This is a genomic window from Marinobacter mobilis, assembly GCF_900106945.1.
Lineage (GTDB): Bacteria > Pseudomonadota > Gammaproteobacteria > Pseudomonadales > Oleiphilaceae > Marinobacter > Marinobacter mobilis.
On sequence record NZ_FNNE01000006.1, the window covers coordinates 224,943 to 251,123 of the forward strand.

Here is a 26,181-nt window from a genome sequence, read left to right on the forward strand (position 1 = left end):
GGGCTTTTTTGTTTGGCGGATGAAACCTACTGGCCGGCCGGGGGCAGGCGGGTCGGCTTCAGGCTGTCCTTGATCTTCTTGAGGTGATCTCGGAAATCCTCGCCGCGCTTCAGGGTAACGCCGGTGGCCAGGATATCAATTATCGTAAGGTGAACGATGCGTGAGGCCATAGGCATGTAGACCTCGGTGTCTTCATCGGCGCTGACACCAAGTACCACGTTACAGACCTCGGTCAGCGGTGACCCGGGGGTGGTAATCGCGATGACCGTTGCCCCATTGGCGCGGGCATCCTGCGCGATTTCAATGATTTCCTTGGTACGTCCTGTGTAGGAAATGATCACGATCACGTCCCCGGTGCTGCTTCCTGCGGCAACCATGCGTTGCATCAGTGCATCGTCGTAGCACATCACCGGTATGTTGAAACGGAAGAACTTGTGCTGGGCATCAATGGCAACCGGTGCGGAGCCACCCATGCCGAAAAAGTTGATCTGCTTGGCCTGGATCAGATAATCAATGGCGACCGACAATTCCTTGGCTGAAAGCGCCTGGCGGGCCTTGTCGATGGTCGCCATGGTGGTGAGCATGATCTTGTCGGAAAACTCAGCCACCGTGTCATCAGGCTCTACGTTCTGGCCAATGTATGGCGTACCGGTTGCTATGCTCTGGGCGAGACGAATCTTGAAGTCGGGAAAACCAGACGCTGAGAAACCGCGGCAGAACCGGTTGACCGTCGGCTCACTGACGTCAGCGGTTCTTGCCAGAGCGGCAATGCTGTAGCGCGTGGCAGCCGACGGATCGCGCAGAATGGCTTCAGCCACTTTGCGCTCGGACTTGTTCAGGCTGTCCAGTCGAGTCTGGATTTCTTCCAGCAGATTGTCATCGCGGCGTGAGTGGGTCACGGCCATACGGGTATGCTCCTGAGTTTGTCCTCTACGACAGAGGGGCAAATTATAGCCCTGTTTGATCGCTGTTGCGGTAGTAAAGTTGTCACGGCAAGGTTCTTGCATTGGCATCTTGAGGGGGACAGTGCCATTATTTAGATAAAATTACTACATCAATGGTCTGCTTACCCGTGTGGATTGGTATCAAGCAGAGTCGGTGGGAGCATCCATGGATAACCAGATCGATACCCGCAGTGATTTGATGATCTTCGGCGCCCTCGGAGACCTGGCCAGTCGCAAGTTGTTCCCGGCGTTATATCAACTGGAGCGCTCCGGATTGCTGGTTCGTGAAAGTCGGGTGTTGGCGTTGGCAAGGCGGGATATCCAAACGGAGGAGGCCCGAAGCCTGCTGATGGACCAGTTGCGAGAGCGAGTTCCCGAGGCACAGCTGGATAATGACGTTCTGGATCGGCTGGTGTCCCGGGTCCAGTACCACCGCCTGGATTTTGCCGATCTGAACCAATACCGGATACTGAACGAGTGGCGGGACGGCAGCGACAATTCATTGATCGTCTACATGGCAACACCACCATCGCTGTATGGCGTGATTGCACGCAATCTCAGGGACGCCTCCTGCTGTACCCGAAAGACCCGGGTTGTGGTGGAGAAACCGATTGGTCATGATCTCGAAACCTCCCGTGTTATCAACGACCAACTGGCGGAGGTGTACCGTGAAGACCAGATCTTCCGCATCGATCATTACCTTGGCAAGGAGACCGTGCAGAACCTGATCGCCCTGCGGTTTGCCAATAACTTCTTTGCCTCGCAATGGGATCAGAACCATATTTCTCACGTCGAGATCACGGTCGCCGAAAGTGTCGGTATCGAAGGCCGCTGGGGCTATTTCGACAAGGCGGGCCAGATCCGCGACATGATCCAGAATCACCTGTTGCAGTTGCTGTGCCTGATCGCCATGGATCCACCCGCGGACCTGTCGGCGGACAGTATCCGTGATGAGAAGGTCAAGGTTCTCAAAGCGCTAAAACCGATCACGCCGGATATGATGGAGACCTATTTGGTGCGAGGGCAGTACACAGCGGGCAGCAGCCTTGGTCAGTCCGTGCCGGGGTATCTGGACGAGGAGGGGGCTGATCGCAACAGTGTGACGGAGACATTTGTTGCCCTGAAGGTGGAGATTGAAAACTGGCGCTGGGCCGGGGTGCCGTTCTACATCCGTACCGGCAAGCGGTTACCGGAGAAGCTTTCCCAGATCATTATCCATTTCAAACCCGCCCCCCATTACATCTTTGATCCGGACCAGAAGCACCTGGCCAATAACAAGTTGATTATCCGGCTCCAGCCCGATGAAGGCATGACCCTGCAGATTCTCACCAAGGACCAGGGCCTCGATAAAGGGATGCGATTGCGGCGCGGGCCGCTGGAGCTGACGTTCTCCGAGGCTTTTGCCTCTGATCATATCCCTGATGCCTACGAGCGGCTGTTGTGGGAGGTTATGAAGGGGAGTCAGTATCTGTTTGTCCGGCGCGACGAGGTGGAACATGCCTGGCGTTGGGTGGACCGGCTGATATCAAACTGGAGCGACCACAACCCTTACCCCAAGCGTTACGCTGCCGGAACGTGGGGGCCGGTGGCCTCCATTGCGTTGATTACCCGGGATGGCAGGAGTTGGTATGAAGATGCCTGATTTCGAGTTGCCCGAGAGTGTTGATATGGTCATTGGTGACGATGGTCATTCGGTTGCCAGTTTGTTGGCAGAGAAAGTGGCGCGGGTACTTGATGAGCGTCTGCAGAATCCGGGGCGGGCGAGCCTGGCAGTGTCTGGAGGCCGGACGCCGGTGGCGTTTCTGGAGTTGCTCAGCTGCAAGCCCATCGACTGGTCGCGGGTGGATGTGGTGCTGGTGGACGAGCGCTGTGTTGACGAGGCTGCGCCGGACAGCAACACCCGGCTGATCAAGCAGTACCTGCTGAGGGGCGCGGCAGCGGAAGCCCGTTATATCCCCCTGTGGCGGGACGGCGTTTCTGTGAGCGAAGGTTGCCGGGAGGCGGAGCGGGCGCTGGACCTGATTGAGTGGCCATTGACCGTGCTGGTTCTGGGTATGGGTAATGATGGCCATACGGCTTCGCTGTTTCCCGATGCGCCGGAGCTGTTCGAAGCTCTGGACAGCCGCAAGCCCGCGCGGGTGCTGGCACTGGCGCCGCCGTCACAGTCGCAGGTGCGGCTCTCTCTGACGTTGCGGGCCCTGGGCGGTGCCCGCTTCAAGGCTCTGCATCTGAAGGGGGCGGATAAGCTCGAAACCCTGCGCCAGGCCTGCGAGCATTTGGATGATGTTGCCGAGATGCCCGTCCGTGTGTTTCTGAAAATGGGCCTTGTTGTGTTCTGGAGTGCCTGATCCTGTAACCGGAGATCTTTATGTCTCAGTTATCCGATGTCTATCGTAGTCGAATCCACAGCTTGATGAGTGTCTGTCCGTTGATTCCGGTGATTACCGTCGAGCATCCGGATCAGGCCTATCCGCTGTGCAAGGCGCTGGTTGCTGGCGGCATCCGCGTTCTGGAAATTACCCTTCGCACTGAATACGGGCTACCGGCGATCGCCCAGTTACGGGCAGCCCTGCCAGAAGCATGGATCGGTGCGGGCACGGTCACCGATATTCATCAGTATCGCGCGGTTGAGCGGGCAGGAGCCCAGTTCGTGGTGACGCCCGGAGTGACCAGCGCCATTCTGGAGCATGGCTTGACCTCTGATGTACCGTTGGTCCCAGGCATTGCGACAGCGTCTGAATTGATGCTCGGTTATGCCATGGGGTATCGGGACTTCAAGTTTTTTCCCGCAGAAGTCGCCGGCGGTATTCCCGCCCTGAAGGCACTGGGCGGACCTTTCCCTGAGGTTCAGTTCTGCCCGACGGGCGGTATTCGCAGGGAGACGGCGCGGGACTACCTGGCCCTGGCTAACGTCATGGCTGTGGGAGGAACCTGGCTGGCGCCCAGCGATGCGGTGCGCGAGGGTGACTGGCAGCGTATTTCCAGGATCGCCAGGGACAGCCTGGCTGAGCTGGCAAGCTGACCGTAGCCACGTTAACGATACGCGACTACGGCGGCCTGACGGTCAGGCTAGCGGATAGAATCGCCGACCTTGGCAATTTTCAGGGTGTTGGTTCCCCCCTGAGCATTGGCATAGTCGCCTTTGGTGATGAGTACCAGGTCTCCGTTCTTGACGATGCCCAGGCGTTGCAATTCGGCAACCGCCCGGGCATTGATCTGGTCGTTGGGCACTTCCTGGGTGTCGAAAGGCACGGTTTCGACGCCGCGGTAAAGGGCGACCCGGCGCTGTGTTGTGTCGTGACGGGAGAACGCGAAAATCGGCAGCCCGGACTTGATGCGCGACATCAGCAGGGGCGTTGCCCCGGTTTCAGTAAGGCAGATCAACGCAGTAATCCCGGAGAGGTGATTGGCTGCGTACATGGCAGACAGTGCGATGGCCTCATCGACCTGCTCCATGGTTTCGTTGAGCCGGTGTTTTGACTGCTTCATTGACGGGTGTTTTTCCGCGCCAAGGCAGATTCGCACCATGGCTTCGACGGCTTCAGTCGGGTAATCGCCAACGGCGGTTTCTGCGGAAAGCATGACCGCATCGGTATGATCCAGCACGGCATTGGCAACATCCGAGACTTCCGCCCGGGTGGGCATTGGGTTCTCGATCATCGACTCCATCATCTGGGTTGCCGTGATAACCACCTTATTGAGGGCACGGGCGCGGGCAATAATGTGTTTCTGCACCCCTACCAACTCAGCATCGCCGATCTCCACCGCGAGATCCCCTCTGGCCACCATGACCGCATCAGACGCGCGGATGACTTCATCCAGCGCCGCTTCGTCGTGAGCAAGCTCAGCGCGTTCGATCTTGGCAACCAACCCGGCCTCTGAGCCCGCTTCACGCAGCAGTTTACGAGCGATATGGAGATCTTCGGCGGTACGTACAAATGAGACGGCGACATAGTCAGCTTCAAGGGCCGCGGCGGTTTTGATGTCGGTCTTGTCTTTATCCGTGAGGGCGTCGGCCGAGAGGCCGCCGCCGCGCTTGTTGAGGCCCTTGTTGTTGGACAGCGGACCACCGATCAGGACGGTCGAGGTGATGCTGTGGTCGTCAACAGATTCCACCCGCATTTCGATGCGACCGTCATCCAGAACCAGGATGTCGCCTGGGGTAACGTCCTGAATCAGTTGTTCATAATCGATCCCGACGCCCTGTTCATCGCCCGCTTCCTTGTCCATGTTGGCATCAAGCACAAAGGCCTGGCCGGCCTTGAGGGTGATCTTGTTGTCGCGGAAGCGGGCAACGCGCAATTTGGGCCCTTGAAGGTCCGCCAGAATGGCGGTGTGCTGACCCAGTGCTGCGGAAGCTTCACGTACCCGCCGAGCCCGTTCGATATGGTCTTCTGCACTGCCATGGGAGAAATTCAGGCGGGTGACGTTGACGCCCGCCTTGAGAATGGAAGAAAGAGACTCGGGAGAGTCGGTAGATGGTCCGAGAGTGGCGACAATCTTGGTGCGCCTCAGCATGGGCTGTTGTCCTTCTGGTTATGACGGTTGTGTTAATCAGAGTAAGCAGGCGCGGGGCCTGCCTACGGAGCTTTGTTCGGTGTTTGGGGTCAATGTTTTGCCCGCATGGCGGCAAGGGTGTTATCCAGCAGGCGGTTAGAAAACCCCCACTCATTGTCGTACCAGGCCATGACTTTGACGTGACGGCCGATCACCCGGGTATGATTGGTGTCGAATACGCTTGAGAGTGAGTTGTGGTTGAAGTCAATACTGACCAGTTTTTCGCTGTTGCACGCCAGGACGGGGTTGTTGGCGGCGGCTGCGGTCATCACGTCGTTCACTTCTCCGACGCTGGTGTCCCGATGGGCGATGAATCCGAAATCCACCAGCGAGACATTGATGGTCGGTACCCGAACGGCCAGGCCATCCAGTCGCCCGTCCAGTTCCGGAATAATCTGGCCTATGGCGCTGGCAGCGCCGGTTCGGGTAGGAATCATGGATTGGGTGGCGGCTCGTGACCGGAACAGATCGCCGCCCCAGGCATCAGTGACCGGTTGATCATGGGTGTAGGCGTGGATGGTGGTCATCAGGCCGCTTTCGATACCGATCGCGTCATTCAGGGCCTTTGCTACTGGCGCCAAGCAATTGGTGGTGCAGGAGGCGCAGGAGATGATCCGGTGTTCGGCGCGGAGAATCTCGTGGTTGACTCCGAAGACCACCATGGCGTCCGGATCTGACGATGGCGCCGATATCAGTACCTTGCGGGCACCTGCCAACAGGTGTTGTTCCGCTTGTTCCCGGTTGGAGAATCTTCCGGTGCACTCGAGAACGACATCGATATGATAACTCTGCCATGGCAGATGAGCAGGGTCAGGAATAGAGGTGACGGCAATGTGATCGCCATTGACGGTCAGAGATTCGGCATTGTGGTGGATCACACCCGGAAACCGGCCGTGAATACTGTCGTATTTCAGCAGGTGGGCGTTGCTTTCGGCACTTCCCAGGTCATTGATGGCAATCACCCGGATCTGGTCGCGATAGTTGCATTCGTACAGCGCTCGCAGAACATTGCGACCAATGCGCCCGAATCCGTTGATGGCTACGCGAATGGTCATGGCATCTCTCCAGTTGCCCGCTACCGGGGCTCCGTTAAATTTAGGAGGATGTAGTAATTGTATCAATATTATTCGGGGCTGTAAGTGATACTAAGGGCTTGGAAGGCGAATAAGGGCGTAAACTTACGTTAACAGAGGGCTATAAAAAAGACCCGGCAATGACCGGGTCTTTGGGGAAGGGCCGGAGTTATTCCCAGACAATGGGCTTGCGTTCCGCGTACCAGTTGTCCATGCGATCGGTGTAGTGGTTTTCAATGACGTTTCGTTTGATCTTCATGGTGGGGGTCAGCATGCCATTTTCCATGGTCCAGGGGTCTTTGACGACGACCGCGAACGCCAGGCTTTCATGAGGTTCACTGCTGGCGTTCACTTCCTTGAGCACTTCAGCCAGTTCCTTTTCGAGAAGGGCCCGGGCTTCGGGTGAACGCATTTCTTCACGAGCCTCATCCGAGAGCAGGAGCAGGGCGCAGGGCTGTGGCTGGTTTGCGCCAGCAATACAAACGACTTCCAGTTTTGGGTGGTTGAAGCGGTTTTCAATCGGAACGGGTACCACGTATTTTCCTTTGGACGTTTTGAACAGGTCCTTCACGCGTCCGGTGATACGCAGGTAACCGTCGGCATCGACTTCGCCCATGTCGCCGGTTTTCAGGAAGCCATCGTCGGTGAGGTCTTCCCGGGTTTTCTCCGGATTCTTGAAGTATCCAGTCATTTGCCCGGGACTGCGAACCAGCACTTCGCCGCCGTCACCGATACGCTGCTCGACACCCGGGTTGGGCACGCCTACGGTACCGACTCTGGCCTTACCCGGTGGGTTGGCGTGGGAGTAGCCAAAATTCTCTGACATGCCGTAAACCTCCAGCAATTCCAGGCCAAGCCCGCGATACCAGGCGATGATCTCTGGCGGCAGGGGGGCGGCTCCAGTAAGCGCCGCTCGGCAGTGTTGGAGGCCAAGCTGGGTCAATACTTTTTTCTTCACAACACGGTTGATGATCGGGATATTGAACAGCAGCTTCTGTTTTTTCGGCGGCAGTTTGTCATTGATGGCAAGATAAAATTTGGTCCACAGCCGTGGCACAGAGAAGAAAAGGGTAGGTCTGGCCCTTTGCAGGTCTTCCTGGAAGGTGTCCAGTGAGTTGGCAAAGTAAAGGTGCACCCCGAAAAACAGTGACAGGGTTTCAACCGCCGCTCGTTCAGCCACATGAGCGAGGGGCAGATAGGACAGCATCCGGTCCTCGTTGGTAACGGGGAACAGTTGTTTAAGCCCGCTGGCTACCGACAGGATCGACTTAAAATCATGCATCACACCTTTGGGGCGCCCGGTACTGCCCGACGTGTAGACGATGGTGGCCAGGTCGTCGGGTTGCGGGTAATGAAGAGGCTCCGGAGCGGTAGAGGCGATAATCCCGTCCCATGCCGGAGTGTCATTTCTTGGCGACATGGGCAGTGAAATGATGGGCAGGTCGTCGGGAATGACATTTTTGACGTCGTTCCAGCTATCGACTTTGCCATCCATCTTACCCAGGAACATCAGTTTTGCGTCGCTGTGCTCGAGGATATAAGCAGCCGTATCGCCGTTCAGTGTCGGATACATGGGCACGGAAACATGGCCCGCTGCCCAGATGGCGAGATCGGCAAGAATCCAGTGGGCGCTGTTTTTGCCCAGCAGTGCGATGTTGCTTTGCGCCGGGAGGTTCAGTGACCTGAGGTGGGCGGCCATACGGGCGACCTGGTCGGCGACCTGCTTCCAGGTAATGTCGATGGTGCTTCCGTCGGGAAACGGTTGAGTAAGGTACACCTTGTCAGGCGTTGTGTTTGCCCAGTATTCCAGGCAATCCAGGGACGTGGTTGGGCTGGTCACCGCATTCATCGGTGTGCTCCTTTGTTCTTGTTTATTGTAGTTGGACTTTTTCTGACTTGGGCCCTACAGGATTGTTTTTATTTGGGGAAGTCCCCATTCTTCCGGACCGTCTGGCTTATCATAGCGGCTTGTGGTTGATACCGCGAGACTGTGATCTGGGGAAATGGATGAGGCGGACTGCGCCGTTGCTGGAGAGAGTGGAATGACGTATTGGGGCTATCTGGTTATCGCTATTGTGGCAGAGGTTATTGCAACGACGGCTCTAAAACCCAGTGACGGGTTCAGTCGTGTGCTGCCGTCGCTGGTGGTGGTTCTGGGGTATGGTGTTGCGTTCTACTGCCTGGCCCTGGCCTTAAAGCACATTCCTGTTGGCGTTGCTTATGCGATATGGTCAGGGGTGGGTGTTGTTGCGGTCACGTTTCTGGCCTGGCTTTTCCTTGGGCAGCGTCTTGATTTGCCGGCGCTGGCTGGTATGGCGCTCATTGTTGCCGGGGTAATTGTGATCAACCTGTTCTCGGGCTCGGTCTCACATTGAACGTGGCGGTGACCCTGTACGGCTTTGTGGGCGATCTCACGGACCAGCGTTCTGGACTCCTGTTTTGATGCATTAATTGATCTGGCTCAAGGAAAGTTGCTTTTGAGGTTCATTCTTCGATCAGATTCACGCTAACGTCGGAATAGGGTGCTGATCTGGGTCAGTTGCCGAACGGGTTTCACCCACTGTGCACGTCTGGTCTTAAAACTGAAAAGGGTGCTTAAGTGAGGTACATCCAATGATCGGACGCTTGACGTCGGCTTTGTACAGGCACTCCTCCAGACGCTACCGCTTCCTTCTTGTCTTTGCCGTTAATCTGCTGATTGCCATGACCGTTGGCTTGCTGGTGTTGTACCTGAGTGCCAGCAATCAACTCTCCCACCTGATGGCCGACGAACGCAGTTATCTGGATCATTCCCGGGTGCTTATCGACCGGGAAATGAGAGCGCTCTCCAACGACCTTCTGACTCTGAGTCACGACGAACGCATCCGGCTATTTGCTGCTAATCCGGAGCAAGAATCGCAGCCAGTGGTGGGGGACATCCTGGCAAATCGTCTTCGGTATTCCCCCGATTACCAGCAGCTTCGTTTCTTCAATGCCGAGGGGCATGAGGTGATACGCGTTGGCCGTTCTGGCGATCGTATCGTGACCTTTGATGGAGCGGCTCTGCGGGAGGGTGCCAGTCATCCTTATGTTCGTCATGCCATGCAGATCGCCGAGGGAAGTGTGTATGTGTCCCGGCTGGACCTGAGCGTGGAAGATGGAACAATCAAACGGCCCTTTCGCCCGCTGATTCGTCTGGCGACGCCCATTTACGAGGGCGAGCGGGGTGTTCAGGGTGTGTTGGTCCTTAGCTATTCCGCCACGCAGATGATGACCACGCTCGAGGAGTTGCTGTCCCGTCAGGAGGGGAGTCCGTTACTGCTCGATGGCGAGGGGCGCTGGCTGTATAGCCGTGACCACATCCAATGGTGGGAGTCCCTGCTTGGCGCGGATCAGAGGTTTTCACTCGATAACCCGGAGGTCTGGTCCATGATGCAGGTGGATGGATCGGGGGAAGTCAGGGGCGATGATGGGGTGCTTATGTATCGTGCTATCGCTCCGTTTCCAGCCATGGGGCCGGACCGTGAGGCAGTGTCGGAGCCGGAGGAGCGTTGGTTTCTGGTCAGCCGAATTCAGCCAGAACGGCTTCTGCTTGGGCGCATGGCTGCCATGGCAAGCTCCGGGCTTGGGCTGCTTCTGGCTCTGGTCAGTGTGCTTGCCTGCGCTCTGGTGGCGCGCTTGCGGATTACACAGATTGAAGGTCTGGATGCGCTCAGGAAAAGCGAAGAGCATGCCCGGGGGCTTCTTGAGGGCGCTCCGGATGCGATCCTGCTGCTGGATGCCGAGCTGAACTGTGTCGAAGCGAATCAGCAGGCCTGTCATCTGTTTGGTCAGCCCCGCGAGGCTCTGGTCGGCCATAGCATGAGGCAGATGGTGGGTGGCTTGGAGAGGGCTTTTCACGGAGGCGGTTCGGGTCGGGATAATGGGGTGGTGGGGCATGTCTCAGAGGTGATCATCGAGAACCCGGATGGCCGGAAGATTCCGGTTGAGGTCAGTTCGCGCTTTCTGACCGATGGCTATTGGCAGGGCTTTCTCCGAGACGTGTCCGATCGCAAGGAGTCCGAGCGAGGGCGGCTGCGCGCGGAGGCGGTGTTTCTGAATACCTCCGAAGGCATCATCATCACCAATAGTCAGGGCAGTATTCTGGATGTCAATCCGGCCTTCCTGGACATCAGTGGCTATACCCGCAGTGAATTGATCGGTCAGAACCCGAGTATTCAGCAGTCTGGTCGCCATGGCCGGGATTTTTACCGTAATCTCTGGCAATCCCTCGAGCAGACCGGTAGCTGGATTGGCGAGATCTGGAATCGTCGTAAAAATGGCGAGGTATACGCTGCCTGGGAAAACATTGCCTGTGTACGTGACGAGGAAGGCCGGGTAGAGAACTACATAGCGATCATTTCCGACATCAGTACCCTGAAAGAGGCCGAATCAAAGTTGGTTCAGCTGGCCAATGAGGATTCTCTCACTGGCCTGCTCAATCGCCGGGCCTTTGGTGGGGCGCTTGAACACGCAATCGACCGTGCCCAGCGCCATGGTTACCCGCTGGCTTTGCTGTACCTTGATCTGGATCGTTTCAAGCTGATTAACGATACCCTTGGGCACGAGGTGGGAGACCGGTTGCTGCAAAAGGTTGCCCAGATCATTCGGGACTGTGTGCGTTCCGAAGATGTGGTGGCGCGTCTGGGTGGTGACGAGTTTACTGTTCTGGCAGAAAATATCGCCTCCCCCGAAGATGCTGCCGTAATTGCGCAGGCACTGAGTCGCGCCCTGGAGAATCCGGTGATGCTGGAGGGGCAGGAATTTGTTATTCCTGCGAGCATTGGCATTGCTCTGTATCCCAGAGATGCGGTTAGCACCAGTGAGTTGGCCAGGGCGGCTGATACCGCCATGTACCGGGCCAAGTCGAAAGGGCGCAGCACTTACGAATTTTACACGTCGGAGATGACCAATCAGGCGGTGATCCGGTTTGAAACCGAAGCAGCGTTGCGCCAGGCTCTGATCAATCAGGAGCTGGAGCTGCATTACCAGCCCCAGTGGGCCCTTGACGGAGTCTCTGTGATCGGCGTAGAGGCGTTAATCCGGTGGCAGCACCCGGAGCGCGGGCTGCTGGCGCCAGGCGGCTTCATCCCCGTCGCTGAGGAAAGCAATCTGATCAATGAGATTGGCAGCTGGGTTATTGAGGAGGCCTGCCGCCAGTTTGCCGAGTGGATGTCCCAGGGGCTGCCGCCGATCAAGCTGGCCATTAACCTTTCGGGACGTCAGCTAATATATGGCAATGTGCCTGAGGTCTTCCGGACAAGCCTGGCTCGCTACGGTGGCGTTGTTCCGGCTAGCGCCTTTGAGTTCGAAGTGACCGAAACCATTCTTCAATCGGGAAGCAAGGCCGTTGCCGAGCTGCAGGAGTTGCAGGAGATGGGAGCGGAGATTGCCATTGATGACTTTGGTAAAGGCTACTCCTCCCTCGGTCACCTTTCCCAATTGCCAGTGGATACCCTCAAGATCGACCAGGGGTTCGTCAAGGGGCTGCCTGACCACGACACCAATGTTGCCATTGTGCGCGCGGTCATCTCCATGGCGCACAGCATGGGGCTGAAGGTGATTGCCGAAGGTGTCGAAGAGCCGGGGCAGTTGCTGTTCCTGCAGAGTCTGAACTGTGACTTTGGTCAGGGCTACCTGTTCTGCAAGCCGGTTGTGGCCGCTGAAATCTATGAGCTGGTCATGGCTTCCCGTATAGAGATACCGTTTCAGTAGGGGAGGCTCGCATGGGGTTGCCCTAGTACCCCATGGCTGACGACGTACTTCGCCGGGGGTCGGCTGCGCCAAACAAACGGCCGTCCTCATCAAGGTATATGCTCTGGATGGCGCCCATGGCGCTGCGGGCTGCAACCTTATGTCCTCTGGCTTCCAGGAGTCTGACCGTGTCGGGGCTGATGCCGTTCTCGATACGGATCTCATCGGGCAGCCACTGGTGGTGTATGCGTGGTGCCGAGACCGCAGACTGTATATTCATGCCGTGATCGATCACGTTCATCAGTACCTGGAGAGTGGTGGTGATGATCCGCGAGCCGCCCGGGCTCCCCGTGACCAATACCGTTTGGCCGTTGCGCCGGACAATGGTGGGTGACATGGAGCTGAGCATGCGCTTGCCGGGCTCAATGCGGTTGGCGAAGCCCCCGATCAGCCCATAGGCATTGGCAACGCCGGGTTTGGCGCTGAAATCATCCATCTCATTGTTGAGCAAAAAGCCCGCGCCGGTGACCGTTATTCCTGAGCCGTAGCTGAAGTTTATCGTGTAAGTATTTGAAACTGCGTTGCCCCAGCGGTCGACAATGGAGAAATGGGTGGTTTCGTTGCTCTCATAATCGTTCGGAGTGCCGGGCCGAATGTCGGCCGAAGGGCGGGCCTGATCGGGATTGATTTGTGCTCTCAACGATTGCGCATATGGCTTGGCGGTCAGGCCGGCCATGGGTACCTCGACAAAATCGGTGTCGCCCAGGTATTCGGCGCGATCAGCGTAGGCCAGTTTCATCGCTTCGGCCATCAGGTGGATGGTGAGGGCTGAGTTGTGGCCATACTCAGCGATCGGATAGGCCTCCAGGATGTTCAGTATCTGAATGATGTGAGTGCCGCCGGAAGAGGGGGGAGACATGGAATAGACGTCATAGCCCCGGTAATTTCCGTGCACCGGCTGACGCAGGATCGGGCGATAAGCTTTAAGATCTTCGCGGGTGATCAGTCCGCCATGGCGTTCCATTTCCTCAACAATCAGTCTTGCTGTCTCGCCTTCGTAGAATCCGGCCACGCCCTGGTCGGCGATTCGCTGGAGGGTGGCTGCCAGTTGTGGCTGACGGAATCGTTCTCCGGGTTGATAGGCGCTGCCGTCCTCCTTATAGAAGGTTGCCATGGATGCCGGCCAGCGCTGCAGGCGCTCCCTTGCACTTTCCAGGCCGTTGGTAAAGCGCGCAGGCACGATGAAGCCTTCGCTGGCCAGCCTGATTGCCGGGGCAAGGGCAGTCGGCAGGTCGATGGTTCCGTAATGCTCCAGCGCCATCGCCAGCCCGGCCACGGTTCCGGGAACTCCGGCTGCCAGGTGGCTGAAGCGGCTGCGTTCCGGAACAACGTCGCCGTTGCCGTCCTGGAACATGGTTTCGGAGGCTGCCGCGGGGGCCGTCTCGCGGTAGTCAATGGCGGTGACCGGGGCGTCGTCGCCCGGGGCAATGAGCATGAATCCGCCGCCCCCGATATTGCCGGATCGTGGTTGGGTGACGGCCAGGGCAAAGCCTGCGGTGACCGCTGCATCAACGGCATTCCCGCCATTCTTCAATACATTCAGCGCAATCTCGGTGGCCAGGGTATGGCTGGTGGCAACCATACCGGATTGCCCCTCCGCAGGATGGAAGCGTTCGCCTTCCAGGATTGCCTCTGCACTGATGGCCAGTCGGGGCAGCCAGAGCGTTATGATCAGCAGTGGGGTGGCCATTCGGAGGCCGGGTTTGAGCAAGGGGATGGTCATGGTGTCGTCCCTGATAGAGGTCTGATGAAGCGGCAATGCCTGGCCCGAATCCGGGCCTCAGGTATGTTTGCCCACCAGTATAGACGTGGTGAACCGCCACGGCAGGGTGAAAAAAAGTCCGATATCCCCGCAACGGTTGGCGTTATGGCCGATGGGCCTTCGTTTCTGTGCGGCAGATAGGCTATGATACCCGGTCATTTTCAAGGCGTGACGTGCGCAGTCATACGCTATCCCAGGCTTAGTAAGGAACGGCTTTCATGGAGCATACCTATCGACTTGTGATTTCCTGCCCTGACCGGGTTGGAATTGTGGCTAAGGTCAGTAATTTCCTGTCCACCTACAATGGTTGGATTACCGAAGCCAGCCATCACTCAGACACCCAGACCGGGTGGTTCTTCATGCGTCACGAGATCAAGGCCAGTTCTATCCCGTTCGGTCTGGACCAGTTCCGCGCCGCCTTCGAGCCGATTGCCCGGGAATTTGATATGCGCTGGCAGGTAACCGATTCGGCCCAGCCCAAGCGGGTGATCCTGATGTGCAGCAAGGAGTCCCACTGTGTGGCAGACCTGCTGCATCGCTGGCACAGCAAGGAGCTCAACGCTGAGGTGGTGTCGGTTATCTCCAATCACGAAGATCTGCGCCGGATGGTGGAATGGCATCACATTCCTTATCACCATGTTCCGGTCAACAAGGAAAGCCGGGAACAGGCGTTTGCCGAAATCAGCGAGCTGATCGATTCCTATCAGGCCGATGTGGTGGTTCTTGCGCGTTACATGCAGATCCTGCCGCCCGACGTGTGTGAGCGCTATGAAGGCAAGATCATCAATATACATCACAGCTTCCTGCCATCCTTCGCCGGCGCGCGCCCTTATCATCAGGCCTACAGCCGCGGGGTCAAGCTGATCGGGGCAACCTGTCATTATGTGACTCAGGACCTCGACCAGGGGCCGATCATTGAGCAGGACGTCATCCGGATCAATCACAGTGACTCCATCGAAGATATGGTTCGCCTGGGCAAGGATGTTGAAAAGAACGTGCTATCCCGAGGTCTTCGTTCCCATATTGAAGATCGGGTGATCACCTACGAAAACAAGACCGTGGTTTTTGACTGAGCCAGCGTCCGCTTTGTGGTAGTATCGGTCGCTTGTTGCAGAATAACTAGAGAGCCGATGGAATGGCCCGGGCGCGTGTCCGGGCGGGGTAATTCGACGGCTCCCGTCACGACTTCCAGTAAACGCAAAGGAACCTTTCTCGATGGGTGAGTTAGCCAAAGAGATCCTGCCGGTAAATATAGAAGACGAACTCAAGCAGTCCTACCTCGATTACGCCATGAGCGTTATCGTCGGCCGGGCGCTGCCGGACGTTCGCGATGGTCTCAAGCCTGTACACCGGCGAGTTCTGTTCGCCATGTCCGAACTGGGCAACGACTGGAACAAACCGTACAAAAAGTCTGCCCGTGTGGTGGGTGACGTCATCGGTAAGTACCACCCTCACGGTGACTCAGCGGTGTACGACACCATTGTCCGTATGGCCCAGCCATTTTCTCTGCGCTACCCGCTGGTAGACGGTCAGGGTAACTTCGGTTCCATCGACGGCGATAACGCGGCCGCCATGCGTTACACCGAAATCCGCATGAAAAAGATCGCCCATTCCCTGCTGGCGGATCTTGATAAGGAAACCGTGGACTTTGTGCCGAACTACGATGGCACTGAGCAGATTCCTGAAGTGTTGCCCACCCGGGTACCGAACCTGCTGGTCAACGGTTCTTCTGGTATTGCCGTGGGTATGGCGACCAACATTCCTCCCCACAACCTGACTGAAGTCGTGAATGGTTGTCTGGCGTTGATCGAAAATCCGGATATGACCATCGATGAGCTGATGGAGCATATCCCCGGGCCAGACTTCCCGACGGAAGGCATTATCAATGGCCGTGCCGGTATCGTTGAAGCCTACCGGACCGGTCGTGGCCGCATTTACATCCGTGCCCGCCACGAAATCGAGCATGACAAGAAGACTGGCCGTGACGCCATTATCATCACCGAACTGCCTTATCAGCTGAATAAGGCGCGGTTGATCGAGAAAATTGCCGAGCTGGTCAAGGAAAAGAAACTCGAAGGCATCTCCGAACTGCGGGATGAGTCGAACAAGGAAGGTATCCGGGTTGTGATCGAGTTGCGTCGCAACGAGAATCCGGACGTTATCATCAATAATCTGTTCGCCCAGACCCAGCTGGAAACCGTGTTCGGCATCAACATGGTTGCGCTGATCAACGGTGAGCCGAAGATCCTTAATCTGAAAGAAATGCTGGACGCCTTTGTGCGCCACCGCCGGGAAGTGGTTACCCGCCGCACCATTTATGAGCTGCGCAAGGCTCGTGAGCGAGGCCACATTCTGGAAGGCCTGACGGTTGCCCTGGCCAACATTGACGAGATCATCGAACTGATCAAGAAGTCGCCTTCTGCCGCTGAGGCAAAGGAAAAGCTGATGGACCGTGGTTGGGCGCCGGGTGACGTGCTGGCCATGCTGGAGCGCGCTGGTGAAGACGCCTGTCGTCCGGATGATCTGCCCGAGATTTACGGCCTGCGTAATGGTCTGTACCACCTCTCGCCGGAACAGGCTCAGGCGATCCTTGATCTGCGCCTGCACCGCCTGACCGGTCTGGAAACCGAAAAGCTCCAGAATGAATATAAAGAGATTCTGGAGAGAATTGCCGATCTGCTGGATATTCTTGGCAATCCTGAGCGTCTGCTGCAGGTTATCCGTGATGAGCTGGCTGAGGTGGTTGAGCAGTATGGTGACGAGCGTCGCACGGAGATCACCAGTTCCCGCCGTGACCTCACCATTGCCGATCTGATTGATGAAGAAGATCTGGTCGTGACCATCTCCCATGGTGGTTACGCCAAGACCCAGGCGGTGACGGATTATCAGGCCCAGCGCCGGGGTGGTCGTGGTAAAGCGGCCACGACCATGAAGGAAGAAGATTTCATCGAGAAACTGTTGGTGGCCAACTCCCATGACACCATTTTGTGCTTCTCGAACCGGGGCAAGGTTTACTGGCTGCGGGTCTTTGAAATTCCACGGGCAAGCCGAACTTCCCGTGGCCGGCCGATGGTCAACATTCTGCCGCTGGACGAAGGTGAGCGGATTACCACCTTCCTGCCGGTGTCAGAATACACCGAAGACCATTTCGTATTGATGGCGACATCCAAGGGTGTGGTCAAGAAGACGCCGTTGCCGAATTTTGCACGTCCCCGCAGCAGCGGCCTGATTGCGCTGAGCCTGGATGAGGGTGACACCCTGATTGGTGCAGCAATCACCGAAGGCAACGCCGAAGTGATGTTGTTCTCAACAGCGGGCAAGGCTGTGCGTTTCAATGAGGAAGCGGTTCGTCCGATGAGTCGGACCGCCCGTGGTGTCCGCGGGATTCGCATGCCGGAAGGCCATCATGTGGTGTCACTGATCATTCCTCAGGATGACGGCGTAATTCTCACCGCCAGTGAGAACGGCTATGGTAAGCGCACCACGATTGACGAATTCCCCACCTACAGCCGGGGTAGCCAGGGTGTTATCGCTATGCAGTGTTCCGAGCGTAACGGTAACCTGGTAACGGCGTTGCAGCTGTTCGATGGCGACGAGATGATGCTGATTACCGACAAGGGCACGCTGGTTCGTACCCGCACGGATGAGGTGTCGGTGCTGAGCCGGAACACCCAGGGCGTGCGCCTGATCAAGCTGTCCCAGGAAGATGAACGTCTGGTGGGTGTTGAGCGTATTGCCGAAACCGATGAAGATACCGACGTCGACCTGGATGCAGGCGTTGAAGGCGAAAGCGGTGAGGCAGGGTCTGACGCTGGCGAGCAGTCCAGCGAAGACTGATTGGACCTCCAGCCCGGCCCGGTGTGCCCAGGTACGCCGGGCCGGGCTTACTATTTGAAAGGTGAGAGATCTCAAGAGCATGAGCAGGGCATACAACTTTTGCGCGGGACCGGCCACTCTGCCGGAAGCAGTGTTGAAGCAGGCACGGGAAGAAATGCTGGACTGGCGTGGCAGCGGCATGTCGGTGATGGAGATGAGCCATCGCAGTGACGAGTTTGTCGAGATTGCTGAAACCGCCGAGCGGGATTTCCGTGACCTGGCGGGTGTGTCCGATGATTATGCCGTGCTGTTCATGCAGGGTGGCGCCAGCAGTCAGTTCGCCACGATTCCGCTCAACCTGCTGGGTGAAAAGGCCGGTGCCGACTACGTCAATACCGGTATCTGGTCAAAGAAGGCAATTGCGGAAGCCAGTCGCTACGGCGAAGTCAACGTTGTCGCCAGCGGCGCCGACAGCAATTTCACCTCTATTCCGGACCAGAGCACCTGGAACACTCGTGCTGATGCAGCCTACCTGCATTACACCCCGAACGAGACTATTGGTGGTGTAGAGTTTGATTTCATTCCCGAGACCGGGGATGTCCCGCTGGTGGCTGATTTCTCCTCCAGCATCCTTTCGCGGCCACTGGACGTGTCCAGATTTGGTCTGATCTACGCCGGTGCCCAGAAAAATATTGGTCCCTCCGGTCTGGTGGTTGTCGTGGTGCGCAAGGATTTGCTGGGCAAGGCCCGGGATATCACGCCGACTATGATGAACTACCAGGTGATTGCCGATAACGGCTCCATGTACAACACGCCGGCGACCTATTCCTGGTATCTCGCCGGACTGGTGTTCCAGTGGCTCAAGACGCAAGGTGGCGTCGAGGGCATGGGCCAGCTGAACGAGCGTAAGGCGCGCAAGCTCTATGACTTCATCGACCGGTGCGACTTTTACGCCAACCCCATTGAAGCACGTTGCCGCTCGTGGATGAATGTACCGTTCACCCTGGCTGATGATGCACTGAATGGCGCTTTCCTGAAGGGTGCCGACGAGCGCGGATTGCTCAACCTGAAGGGGCACCGCTCGGTGGGGGGCATGCGTGCAAGCATTTATAACGCTCTGCCGGAAGCGGGTGTGGATGCACTGATTGATTACATGGCGAACTTTGCGGAGGAGCGTGGCTGATCATGAGTGATGAGCAGACCAAGCTTGGTGAACTGAGAGACCGTATCGACGGAATTGACCAGCAGATTATGGATCTGATCAGCGCCCGGGCCCGCTGCGCCCAGGAAGTTGCCGAGGTCAAGATGACCTACAATCCGGGCGCGGACGTGTTCTTCTATCGCCCGGAGCGGGAAGCCCAGGTGCTGCGTCGGATCAAGGAACAGAACCCGGGGCCTTTGTCCGGAGAGGAAATGGCGCGCCTGTTCCGGGAAATCATGTCGGCGTGTCTGGCACTGGAAAAGCCGATGCATATCGCGTTTCTGGGGCCGGCGGGTACCTTTACCCAGGCAGCTGCGCTCAAGCATTTTGGTCACTCGGTGGTCAGCGTTCCCCTGGCCGCCATAGATGCCGTGTTCCGGGAAGTGGAATCGGGCTCAGCCCACTATGGTGTTGTGCCGGTGGAAAACTCCACTGAGGGCATGATTAACCACACCCTCGACATGTTTATGTCCTCGCCGCTGAAGATCTGTGGCGAAGTGCAGTTGCGTATCCATCACCACCTGTTGGCGTCGGCGGAAACCCGCGAAGGCGAGATTCACCGGATCTATTCCCATCAGCAATCTCTGGCTCAGTGCCGGCAGTGGCTTGATGCCAACCGCTTTGGTATTGAACGGGTGCCGGTAAGCAGTAATGCCGAGGCGGCCCGTCGTGCAGCTGAGGAACCCGGTACCGCAGCGATTGCAGGTGATATGGCGGCGGAACTTTACGGCCTTGAGAAGCTAGCCGGAAACATCGAAGATCGTCCGGATAACACCACTCGATTCCTGATTATTGGCCGGGAAAGTGTCGGGCCCAGCGGTAACGACAAGTCCTCGATTCTGGTGTCCATGCGCAACAAGCCTGGCGCGCTTTACCAGTTGCTGGAGCCGTTCCATCGCGATGGCATCAGTCTGACCCGGATCGAAACCAGACCGTCGCCGAGCGGTACCTGGGCCTATGTCTTCTACATCGATTTTGAGGGACACATGGAAGAGCCGAAGGTGGCCAAGGTGTTGGCGGAAATCGATGAAGAAGCGGTTGAACTCAAGCGCCTGGGCTCCTATCCCGTCGGTGTACTCTAGTCAGCATTCAGCGGGTCGGATCAGACGGGTCTGACCCGGGAGACTCTACCTATGTCATGTGACTTTCAGGCTTTGGCCGTTGCGGGAGTAAGGGCGCTGTCTCCCTACCAGCCGGGCAAGCCGATTGAAGAACTGGCCCGCGAATTGGGGCTGGATCCTGCTGGCATCGTCAAGCTGGCCAGCAATGAAAACCCGTTAGGGCCGAGCCCGAAGGCGCTTGAAGCCGCTCGTTCCGCCCTCGCAGACCTGTGTCGGTACCCGGATGGCAATGGCTTTGCGCTGAAAGCCAGGTTGGCCGAGCGATTGAATGTCACCCCGGCCCAATTGACGTTGGGCAATGGTTCCAACGATGTACTCGAAGTGATCGCCCGCTGTTTTGCGGACAGCAGCTCCGAGGTTGTGTTTTCCCAGTATGCCTTTGCGGTGTACCCCATCGTTACCCAGGCCATCGGGGCGAAGGGGATCAGTGTCCCGGCCAAGGACTGGGGGCATGATCTGGATGCCATGGCTGCAGCGGTGACCGAGCGTACCCGCCTTATCTTTATTGCCAACCCCAACAACCCCACGGGTACTGTGCTTGGCCGTGAAGCGATTGAAGTGTTCCTGCAGGCGGTACCTGAGCGAGTGTTGGTGGTGCTGGATGAAGCCTATTGCGAATTTCTTGAAGACGGCAGCCAGGATGACAGTCTCGGCTGGTTATCCCGGTATCCAAACCTGATCATTACCCGTACCTTCTCCAAGGCCTGGGGGCTGGCGGCGCTTCGCGTGGGCTACAGCATCAGTTCGGCGGAAATTGCCGATGTGCTTAACCGGGTTCGCCAGCCGTTCAACGTCGACTCCATTGCCCTGGCGGCCGCTACGGCGGTGCTCGATGATCAGGACTATCTGGAACGCTCGCAGCAGGTCAACAGTGCCGGCTTGCGTCAGCTCTCGGATGGGTTTCGCAGCCTGGGGCTGAACTTTATTCCTTCGGCCGGTAACTTCATTGCCGTTGAAGTGGGCGCCAACGCGGCCGCCATCTACCAATCGCTGTTGCGTCAGGGCGTGATTGTGCGTCCGGTGGCAGGCTACGGTATGCCGGAGCATTTGCGGGTTTCTGTCGGTCTGGCAACAGAGAATGATCGTCTGCTGGCCGCGATGGCTGAGGCGCTCAGGGAGCAGGGTGATGTCCGCAGTGACTGACCCGGTACCGGTATTTCAGCGGATGGCAGTGATCGGGCTTGGGCTGATCGGCGGTTCCCTGGCAGCTGCCGTTCGCCGGGGTCGGCTGGCCGAGACGGTGGTTGCCTGTGATCGTCGCTACGAGGATGCGGTGTTAGGGCAGCAGCTTGGAGTCATTGACGAAGCTGCGCAATCCATCGCTGAAGCTGTATCTGGTGCCGACCTGGTCGTCGTCGCTGTGCCGGTCAGGGCCACCGAAAGTGTCCTGGAGCAGATCAAACCCCACCTCTCGGCGCATGCGGTTCTCACGGACGTGGGCAGCACCAAGGCGAGCTTTGTGGCTGCGGTTGAAGCGGTCTTCGGTGAGCTGGGTCCGAACATCATCCCGGGGCACCCCATTGCCGGCTCTGAAAAAAGTGGCGTCACCGCTTCTAATCCGGACCTGTTTGCCCACCACAAGGTCATCCTGACGCCTGCCGAAAACGCCGACCCGGACAAGCTGGCAAAGCTTACCCGTCTCTGGGAAGGCTGTGACGCGACCGTGTTGACCATGTCGGTGGCGTACCATGACGAGGTGCTCGCGGCGACCAGTCATCTGCCCCATCTGATTGCTTTCTCGCTGGTGGATACCCTGGCCGGCGAAGATCAGAATATGGACATCTTCCGGTACGCGGCGGGTGGCTTCCGCGACTTTACCCGGATTGCAGCCAGTGATCCGGTGATGTGGCATGATATTTTTCTATCGAACAGGGAAGCGGTGCTGCGGGTTATTGATCATTTCTCCCGTGATCTGGATCAGCTGCGTACCGCCATTGCCGATCAGGACAGCACAACGCTGCTTAAAGTTTTTAGCCGGGCCAAGGCGGCACGGGAACACTTTTCAAAAATGCTTTCAGGACAGGCCTACGTGACAGATATGAGTCAGAATCAGGTGACATTCCATCTCAAACCCGGTGGTCGAATGACCGGTGATATCCGGGTGCCGGGCGACAAATCGATCTCCCATCGCTCCATCATGCTGGGCGCGCTTGCGGACGGCGTAACCGAGGTCAACGGGTTCCTGGAGGGCGAAGACAGTCTCGCGACACTCCAGGCATTCCGGGACATGGGGGTGACGATTGAGGGCCCGGACAGCGGGCATGTGCGTATCCATGGCGTCGGAATTGACGGCTTGCAGGCGCCTCGCGGCCCACTGTACCTGGGTAACTCCGGCACCGCGATGCGGTTATTCACCGGCCTGCTGGCGGCGCAACCGTTTGACTCCGAGTTGACTGGCGATGAAAGTCTGTCGAAGCGCCCGATGGGACGGGTGGCGGATCCGCTCCGGGCAATGGGCGCGGTCATTGAGACCGGCGAGGCTGGGCGGCCACCGTTGAAGATTCGTGGTGGTCAGTCGTTGACTGGAATTCGTTACGAAATGCCAGTTGCCAGCGCCCAGGTCAAGTCCTGCCTGCTCCTGGCCGGACTGTATGCGGAAGGCGCGACGTCGGTGACTGAGCCGGCGCCAACCCGTGATCATACCGAGCGGATGCTTGAGGGATTTGGATATCACGTTCATCGCAGCGGTGCGACTGCCAGCGTGAGTGGTGGTGGGCGCCTGACCGCGACAGCGATTGATGTACCCGCGGATATTTCCTCGGCGGCATTTTTCCTGGTGGCGGCCAGCATCGCCCAGGATTCTGACCTGACTCTTCGTCATGTCGGGATGAATCCGACCCGGGTGGGGGTGATCAATATTCTCCGGCTCATGGGAGCGGATATCGAGATCGCCAACGAACGCGACATTGGCGGTGAACCGGTTGCCGATCTTCGGGTACGTTCTGCCAACCTTAAAGGCATCGATATTCCTGAGGATCAGGTGCCGCTGGCCATTGATGAGTTCCCTGTGTTGTTCATCGCAGCTGCGTGTGCGGAAGGGGAAACCATCCTTCGTGGCGCCGAGGAATTGCGGGTCAAGGAAAGTGACCGGATTCAGGTCATGGCCGATGGTCTGGCAGCGATTGGCGTGCAGACCACGGTGACTCCAGATGGCATTGTGATCACTGGTGGCCAGACTATGGTTGGCGGTACCGTTGACAGCCATGGCGATCACCGTATCGCGATGTCGTTTGCGGTGGCTTCGCTGCGCGCTGAGGGCGAAATCGAGGTGACCGACTGCGCGAATGTGGCGACGTCGTTCCCCGGGTTCGTGGAGCTGGCGCAGTCGACGGGCATCCAGATTGTTGCCGAGGGGATCTGATCAATGACACAGAGTCCGGTTCCGGTCATTACCATTGATGGTCCCAGCGGTGCCGGAAAAGGCACCGTCACGCAGATGCTGGCCCGCCGGCTGGGCTGGCACCTGCTCGACAGCGGCGCCCTGTACCGGTTGACCGCGTTGGCGGCGGTGCGGCAAGGGGTGCCCTTTGATGACGAGCCTGGTCTGGTTCGGGTGGCGGCGTCCCTGGATGTGCGTTTTGAACCGACACCTGCAGGGGGGCCGGTTCGAGTCATCCTGGCAGGAGAAGATGTGACCGCAGAGGTCCGTACCGAGAGTGCCGGAGATAATGCCTCCAAGGTCGCAGTCATTCAGGCGGTGCGGGATGCGTTGTTGCAGCGCCAGCGTGATTTTCGGCAGGCGCCGGGGCTGGTGGCTGATGGTCGTGATATGGGCACCGTGGTATTTCCTGACGCACCCACCAAGATTTTCCTCACCGCCAGCGCCGAAGAACGGGCGCAACGGCGTTATCGTCAGTTGAAGGATGCGGGGCTCAGTGTTAACATTGACGCCCTTTTAGACGAGATACGGGCGCGTGATGATCGTGATATGAACCGGTCAGCCGCCCCACTCAAACCCGCAGATGATGCGCAAGTCATTGATTCTACGGGGTTGGGTATCGAAGAGGTGTTAGGGAAGGTGATGGCCGCAGCAGGTCAGGCCTGACCGCACCTTTTTGTCGTTGGAATGCCGTATGCGGCGTAATTCGGCCAGCCACTGGTCGTATACGGCAAATTACTAACAGACCGTGTTGCTGGTAGCACGGAGTTAACTTGCGTTGATCATAGGACACATAATGACCGAGAGCTTTGCGGATCTTTTTGAAGAAAGCCTGAAAGAAATTGACATGCAGCCGGGTTCCATTGTTCAGGGAACCGTAGTTGATGTCGACAACGACTGGGTCACCGTTAACGCCGGACTGAAGTCCGAAGGCGTTATCCCCGCCTCCCAGTTCCTGAACGAAAAAGGCGAGTTGGAAATTGCCATCGGCGATGTTGTCGATGTAGCTCTCGACGCTGTGGAAGACGGCTTCGGTGAAACCCGTCTGTCCCGTGAGAAGGCCAAGCGTGCAGAAGCCTGGAAGGTACTTGAGAAGTCCTTCGAAGCTGAGGAAGTGGTTAAGGGTATTATCAATGGCAAGGTCAAGGGTGGTTTCACCGTCGATCTGGCCGGCATCCGTGCCTTCCTGCCTGGCTCTCTGGTAGATGTTCGTCCGGTTCGCGATACCGCGCACCTGGAGAACAAAGAACTTGAATTCAAAGTTATCAAGCTGGACCAGAAGCGTAACAACGTGGTTGTTTCACGCCGCGCCGTTCTGGAAGCTGAAAACAGTGCTGAGCGTGATGCACTGCTCGAAACCCTGACCGAAGGTCTGGAAATCAAGGGTATCGTCAAGAACCTGACCGACTACGGTGCATTCGTAGATCTGGGCGGCGTTGACGGCCTGCTGCACATCACCGATATGGCCTGGAAGCGCATCAAGCATCCGAGCGAAATCGTTAACGTTGGTGACGAGATCAACGTTAAGGTCCTGAAGTTCGACCGTGAGCGCAACCGTGTATCCCTGGGTCTGAAGCAGCTGGGCGAAGATCCCTGGGTTGATATCAAGGGTCGTTACCCTGAGAACGCGAAGGTCAAGGCTCGCGTTACCAATCTGACCGACTACGGCTGCTTTGCCGAGCTGGAAGAGGGTGTTGAAGGTCTGGTTCACGTATCCGAAATGGATTGGACCAACAAGAACATCCATCCGTCCAAGGTTGTTCAGGTAGGCGACGAAGTTGACGTGATGATTCTCGATATCGACGAAGAGCGTCGTCGTATCTCCCTGGGTATCAAGCAGTGTGTAGCTAACCCGTGGGAAGAGTTCTCCGGCAACTTCAACAAAGGCGACCGTATCTCCGGTAAGATCAAGTCCATCACTGACTTTGGTATCTTCATCGGTCTGGACGGTGGTATCGACGGTCTGGTTCACCTGTCCGACATCAGCTGGAACGAAGCTGGCGAAGAAGCGGTTCGTGAATACAAGAAGGGTGACGAAGTTGAAACCGTTATCCTGTCTGTTGATCCCGAGCGTGAGCGCATCTCTCTGGGCATCAAGCAGCTGGAAAGCGATCCGTTTGCCGAGTTCGTTCAGCTGAACGACAAGGGCTCCATCGTCAAGGGTACTGTTTCTGCGGTTGACGCAAAGGCTGCCACCATTGCCCTGAATGATGAAGTTGAAGCGGTGCTGAAGGCTTCTGAAATCAGCCGTGACCGTGTTGAAGATGCTCGCAACGCGCTGAACGAAGGCGACGAAGTTGAAGCCAAGATCATCAGCATCGATCGCAAGAACCGCGTTATCAACCTGTCCGTCAAGTCCAAGGACGTTGACGAAGACAAGCAGGCGCTTGACAACGTGCGTAGCAAGGCGGCAGAAACTTCTGGTGCGACCACCATCGGTGATCTCATCAAGGAGCAGATGCAGCAGCAGAACGCTAACAAGGACTAATCCTCCTTCTTAGTAAGAAAAAACGGGCTGTAACAGCCCGTTTTTTTTGTGTTTTTTTCTGGTTTGGC

At 57.5% G+C, this 26,181-nt stretch carries 18 protein-coding genes; 13 read left to right on the forward strand and 5 right to left on the reverse strand.

Annotation, left to right across the window (positions count from 1 at the left end):
* Positions 1-26: 26 nt before the first annotated feature.
* The gene (hexR, locus tag BLV11_RS11195) at positions 27-905 is read right to left on the reverse strand and encodes a transcriptional regulator HexR (protein WP_091813852.1); all 879 of its coding nucleotides are present in this window, start codon (positions 903-905) and stop codon (positions 27-29) included.
* Positions 906-1,110: 205 nt separating this feature from the next.
* Between hexR and zwf the strand changes: the two genes are divergently transcribed.
* Genes zwf through BLV11_RS11210 form a run of 3 tightly spaced genes read left to right on the forward strand, consistent with a single transcriptional unit; the run spans position 1,111 to position 3,966 of the window.
* Positions 1,111-2,586, forward strand: a complete 1,476-nt coding sequence (zwf, locus tag BLV11_RS11200) for a glucose-6-phosphate dehydrogenase (protein ID WP_091813854.1) — start codon at positions 1,111-1,113, stop codon at positions 2,584-2,586.
* Entirely contained in the window at positions 2,573-3,292 is a 720-nt protein-coding gene (pgl, locus tag BLV11_RS11205; protein ID WP_342707442.1) for a 6-phosphogluconolactonase, read from the forward strand. The genes zwf and pgl overlap by 14 nt, the downstream gene beginning before the upstream one ends.
* 20 nt (positions 3,293-3,312) lie before the next feature.
* Complete coding sequence (locus BLV11_RS11210) at positions 3,313-3,966, forward strand: bifunctional 4-hydroxy-2-oxoglutarate aldolase/2-dehydro-3-deoxy-phosphogluconate aldolase (RefSeq protein WP_091813857.1); 654 nt, start codon at positions 3,313-3,315, stop codon at positions 3,964-3,966.
* A gap of 47 nt (positions 3,967-4,013) precedes the next feature.
* Here BLV11_RS11210 and pyk read toward each other — a convergent pair whose 3' ends face one another.
* From pyk to BLV11_RS11225, 3 genes are all read right to left on the reverse strand, one after another.
* Positions 4,014-5,462, reverse strand: a complete 1,449-nt coding sequence (gene pyk, locus BLV11_RS11215) for a pyruvate kinase (protein ID WP_091813859.1) — start codon at positions 5,460-5,462, stop codon at positions 4,014-4,016.
* Positions 5,463-5,551: 89 nt separating this feature from the next.
* Entirely contained in the window at positions 5,552-6,556 is a 1,005-nt protein-coding gene (gene gap, locus BLV11_RS11220; protein WP_091813862.1) for a type I glyceraldehyde-3-phosphate dehydrogenase, read from the reverse strand.
* A gap of 187 nt (positions 6,557-6,743) precedes the next feature.
* Positions 6,744-8,423: an AMP-binding protein gene (locus BLV11_RS11225; protein WP_091813865.1), complete on the reverse strand. Its 1,680-nt coding sequence runs from the start codon at positions 8,421-8,423 to the stop codon at positions 6,744-6,746.
* Positions 8,424-8,616: 193 nt separating this feature from the next.
* Between BLV11_RS11225 and BLV11_RS11230 the strand changes: the two genes are divergently transcribed.
* Positions 8,617-8,949, forward strand: coding sequence for a DMT family transporter (locus tag BLV11_RS11230; protein ID WP_091813868.1), 333 nt, complete (start codon positions 8,617-8,619; stop codon positions 8,947-8,949).
* Between the two features lie 238 nt (positions 8,950-9,187).
* Positions 9,188-12,307, forward strand: coding sequence for an EAL domain-containing protein (locus BLV11_RS11235; protein ID WP_091813871.1), 3,120 nt, complete (start codon positions 9,188-9,190; stop codon positions 12,305-12,307).
* A gap of 22 nt (positions 12,308-12,329) precedes the next feature.
* On the opposite strand, the gene ggt is transcribed toward BLV11_RS11235, so the two are convergent.
* Entirely contained in the window at positions 12,330-14,036 is a 1,707-nt protein-coding gene (gene ggt, locus BLV11_RS11240; protein ID WP_245726010.1) for a gamma-glutamyltransferase, read from the reverse strand.
* A 290-nt stretch (positions 14,037-14,326) separates the two neighbouring features.
* Here ggt and purU point away from each other — a divergent pair, with 290 nt between their 5' ends.
* The 8 genes from purU (at position 14,327) to rpsA (ending at position 26,113) form a co-directional block, all read left to right on the forward strand.
* Entirely contained in the window at positions 14,327-15,181 is an 855-nt protein-coding gene (purU, locus tag BLV11_RS11245; RefSeq protein WP_091813877.1) for a formyltetrahydrofolate deformylase, read from the forward strand.
* 142 nt (positions 15,182-15,323) lie between these two features.
* Positions 15,324-17,945, forward strand: a complete 2,622-nt coding sequence (gyrA, locus tag BLV11_RS11250) for a DNA gyrase subunit A (protein ID WP_091813881.1) — start codon at positions 15,324-15,326, stop codon at positions 17,943-17,945.
* 79 nt (positions 17,946-18,024) lie between these two features.
* Complete coding sequence (gene serC / locus BLV11_RS11255; protein ID WP_091813884.1) at positions 18,025-19,107, forward strand: 3-phosphoserine/phosphohydroxythreonine transaminase; 1,083 nt, start codon at positions 18,025-18,027, stop codon at positions 19,105-19,107.
* A 2-nt stretch (positions 19,108-19,109) separates the two neighbouring features.
* Complete coding sequence (pheA, locus tag BLV11_RS11260) at positions 19,110-20,207, forward strand: prephenate dehydratase (protein ID WP_091813887.1); 1,098 nt, start codon at positions 19,110-19,112, stop codon at positions 20,205-20,207.
* Between the two features lie 51 nt (positions 20,208-20,258).
* Positions 20,259-21,389 carry a histidinol-phosphate transaminase gene (hisC, locus tag BLV11_RS11265; protein WP_091813890.1) on the forward strand — a complete coding sequence of 377 codons (1,131 nt, stop codon included), beginning with the start codon at positions 20,259-20,261 and terminating at the stop codon, positions 21,387-21,389.
* On the forward strand, positions 21,373-23,607 hold the full coding sequence (locus BLV11_RS11270) for a bifunctional prephenate dehydrogenase/3-phosphoshikimate 1-carboxyvinyltransferase (protein ID WP_091813893.1): 2,235 nt from the start codon (positions 21,373-21,375) through the stop codon (positions 23,605-23,607). Before hisC ends, BLV11_RS11270 begins: the two co-directional genes overlap by 17 nt.
* A gap of 3 nt (positions 23,608-23,610) precedes the next feature.
* Positions 23,611-24,291: a (d)CMP kinase gene (gene cmk / locus BLV11_RS11275; RefSeq protein WP_091813895.1), complete on the forward strand. Its 681-nt coding sequence runs from the start codon at positions 23,611-23,613 to the stop codon at positions 24,289-24,291.
* Positions 24,292-24,421: 130 nt separating this feature from the next.
* Positions 24,422-26,113, forward strand: coding sequence for a 30S ribosomal protein S1 (gene rpsA / locus BLV11_RS11280; protein ID WP_091813898.1), 1,692 nt, complete (start codon positions 24,422-24,424; stop codon positions 26,111-26,113).
* The last annotated feature ends 68 nt before the right edge of the window (positions 26,114-26,181 follow it).